The sequence below is a fragment of the Advenella sp. genome (assembly GCF_052108595.1).
Taxonomy (GTDB): domain Bacteria; phylum Pseudomonadota; class Gammaproteobacteria; order Burkholderiales; family Burkholderiaceae_B; genus Advenella.
In genome coordinates this window covers 1-3,132 of sequence record NZ_JBQEAU010000013.1, presented here as the reverse complement: position 1 = coordinate 3,132, position 3,132 = coordinate 1, and the positions used below count along the sequence as shown (strand labels likewise).

General features: G+C 55.4%; 2 protein-coding genes. Both read right to left on the bottom strand.

The annotated features are described in order from the left end of the window. Positions 1-175 precede the first annotated feature (175 nt). Entirely contained in the window at positions 176-2,056 is a 1,881-nt protein-coding gene (locus ACTIKR_RS03890) for a potassium transporter Kup (RefSeq protein ID WP_442327195.1), read from the bottom strand. Next, a partial coding sequence (locus ACTIKR_RS03885) for a sensor histidine kinase (protein WP_442327194.1) occupies positions 2,056-3,132 on the bottom strand: 1,077 nt, incomplete at its 5' end. The genes ACTIKR_RS03885 and ACTIKR_RS03890, both read right to left, overlap by 1 nt.

The following is a 3,132-nucleotide window of genomic DNA, read 5'->3' as shown; positions in this document are numbered from 1 at the left end:
TGTTACGTCGTTAGGTGCCATGCTACGTCGTTAGGTACCCTGCACCTCCTCGCTGCGCTGTCAGGCCATTGCTGCCTTGCAAGGTAGTTGCGACCGCGTAGTCGTTGCAGCGTTGCCGCGTTTGCCTGTTGGTATTGCCGCAAGCACCCGGGTATGTGCGACCGGATATGCCAGGCTACAGTTCGACCTGTATGCCCATTTCAATCACCCGATTGGGCGGAATCTTGTAAAAACGCGTACTGCGCGCTGCGTTGCGGGACATAAAGGCAAATAGCCTGCGACGGTAGCGCTTGATCAATGGCGCACGGTTTGACACCATGATGGTCTGGCGCGACATGAAATAGGACACCACCATCGGCGACAGATCAATCTGCGGATGTGCTGCATGAACCTGCTCGAGCACTTCGGGTACATTGGGTTCCTGCTTGAACCCGTAGGTCGCCGTGACTTGCCAGGCATTAGCGTCGACCTCGGAAATCACAAACCTCTCCTCCTGCGAGATAAAAGGCACATCGGCGCTTTTCACCGACAAAAAGACCAATTGCTCATGCAATACCTTGTTGTGCTTCAGATTATGCAACAGGGCTGATGGCACACGCTGCGGATTCGAATGCATGAATACCGCCGTGCCCGGAACGCGGGGCACAGTATCGTGCAACAGCATATTCAGAAACGGCTTAAGTTGCTGCGCCTCGTCAATATCAATCCTGTCGAGCCTTTCGCGTCCCTTGCGCCAAGTCATCATCAGCGTAAACAACCCCAACGCAATGAGCAATGGCAGCCAGCCGCCCTCTTCGATCTTGATGGCATTGGCCGAAAACAGCAGCACGTCAATAATCAGAAAAATGCAGAGCAGCACGTAAATAAAGGTCCGACGAAACCCCTTATACATGCCGGGCATCACACTGAAGGCCAGAATCGACGTAATCAGCATCGTACCTGTCACAGCAAAGCCGTATGCATGAGCAAGTTTTTCAGAACTCTGGAACACCAGCACAAGAACGATCACAGCAACAAAGAGCAGCCCATTGACGCGCGGCATGTAAATCTGCCCTTCTTCTTCGCTTGAAGTATGCAGTATTTCCATGCGTGGCCACAGACCGATCTGCACTGCCTGCCGCGTGACCGAAAACGCGCCCGAAATGACAGCCTGAGAGGCAATGATGGTTGCCATGGTCGCCAGAATGACCATGGGAATTTGCCCCCAGACCGGCACGGACATGAAGAACGGATTTTTCGCGGCGGCGGGATTCTGAATCACCATGGCGCCCTGACCGAAGTAACAAAGCAACAAGGCAGGCAACACAAACCAGAACCAGGCCCGGCTGATGGCCGGTCGTCCGAAATGACCCATATCGGCATAGAGCGCTTCAGCACCGGTCAGCGCAAGCACAACATACCCAAGCAGCAGAAAACTGTGCGCCGGGTCATTGATGATGAAGCGCAAGGCATATATCGGTTCAAGCGCCAGCAACACCACTGGATTGTCGATGATATTCCAGATACCCAGCAATCCCAGCGCGAGAAACCAGACAAACATGATCGGCCCGAACAGACGCCCGACCAGCCCGGTCCCGTGAGACTGGATCATGAACAAGCCAATCATGATGATGATCGATAGGGGTAGAATCCAGCGATCAAGCCGGTCCGAAACAACACTGATGCCCTCCAGCGCCGACAGCACCGAAATGGCCGGGGTGATAACACTGTCACCATAGAACAGGCAGGCACCGAAAATGCCGAGTACCAGCAGGATAGGCCGATACCCGGGTTTGATGTTGCGGATCGCCAGTTCCATAAGCGCCAGCACCCCGCCCTCGCCCTTATTGTCGGCGCGCAGCACAAGAATGACATATTTTACCGAGACCACGATCATGACCAGCCAGAACAGGATGGACAGGATACCCATTACCGAATCCTGACCCACGCCAACGCCGGCGCCGTTCAGGCTGGCCTGGATGGTATACAGCGGGCTGGTGCCAATATCACCATAGACCACCCCCAGGGCACCAAGCAGCATGCCGGCGCCAGGGGATTTCTTCGAGTCCTGCCGCATTATTTATCAACCTTTGAACGGGTAAGCCGGGTGCCGATACGCGGTCCGGGAAAAATCACGGTAATCTGCGTACCCTGAATTTGCGGCCGGCTCAGCAGACTCCACCAGGCGCCGTGGGCTCGGGTAATTTCGCGCACGATGGTCAGGCCCAGACCGGTTCCTGTGGCATCTGCCTTGGGGGACCGGTAAAATGCATCGAAAATCTGTGCCGCATCATCGGGATCAATGCCGCAACCATCATCACGCACGGTGAGCGATGGCGGATTGGATCCCACGGTCAGCGTAATATTACTTGCCCCCTGGGCATACTTGAGCGCATTGTCGATCAGGTTGCCCAACAACTCTTCCAGCAGCAATACATCCCCGTCTATCCATACCGCAGTGTCGGGGGCATCCAGAAAAAGATCAACCCCATGCTGCCGCGTCTTGGGCACCCATTCCAGGCCGGCGTTCTGCACCCATTCGCATAAATTGATTTTTGTAAAAACATCCTGGGGACGAATGCCCGGATCGGCCCTGGCCAGCACCAGCAACTGCTGCCCCAGGTGAATAAGGCGATTGCTGATGGTTTTGATTCGCTCGGCACGCTCCCTTACATCGTCGGGCAGTGCGCGCGCCAGCATCAGCTCCGACTCCAGGCGCAGGCCCGCCAAAGGCGTGCGAAACTGATGCGCCGCGTGGCCGATAAAGCGACGCTGGGCCACCAGAGACTCGTCCAGCTTGCGCAACAAATCATTCAGGCGATCCAGCAAGGGCAGCAGCTCGGTGGGCACGTTGTGCAATTCAATAGGTTGCAGATCCTCTTCGGAGCGCTGGGAAATCTCTCCGGCCAGCATATTGACCGAACGCAACCCCGAGCGCACCCCATAGAAGACCAGCCAGGCAAACAGTGCCACCAGCAGCAGTTGCCCAATGATAATGACAATGAAAATATCCTTGACAACCCAATCAAGCGCATCCTGCATAATCAACAGGGTTGCGCTGAAATCAAGAATAATGAGAACCAGCAGGGCCGGGATCAGGCGGATGATCAGATGACGAAACAAGGAACCTTTCTGAAGAAAGGAACTGCTGCG

Bases quoted from the DNA above. Each gene is read 5' to 3' on its own strand.
- ACTIKR_RS03890 (WP_442327195.1), bottom strand. From the start codon at position 2,056: ATGCGGCAGGACTCGAAGAAATCCCCTGGCGCCGGCATGCTGCTTGGT.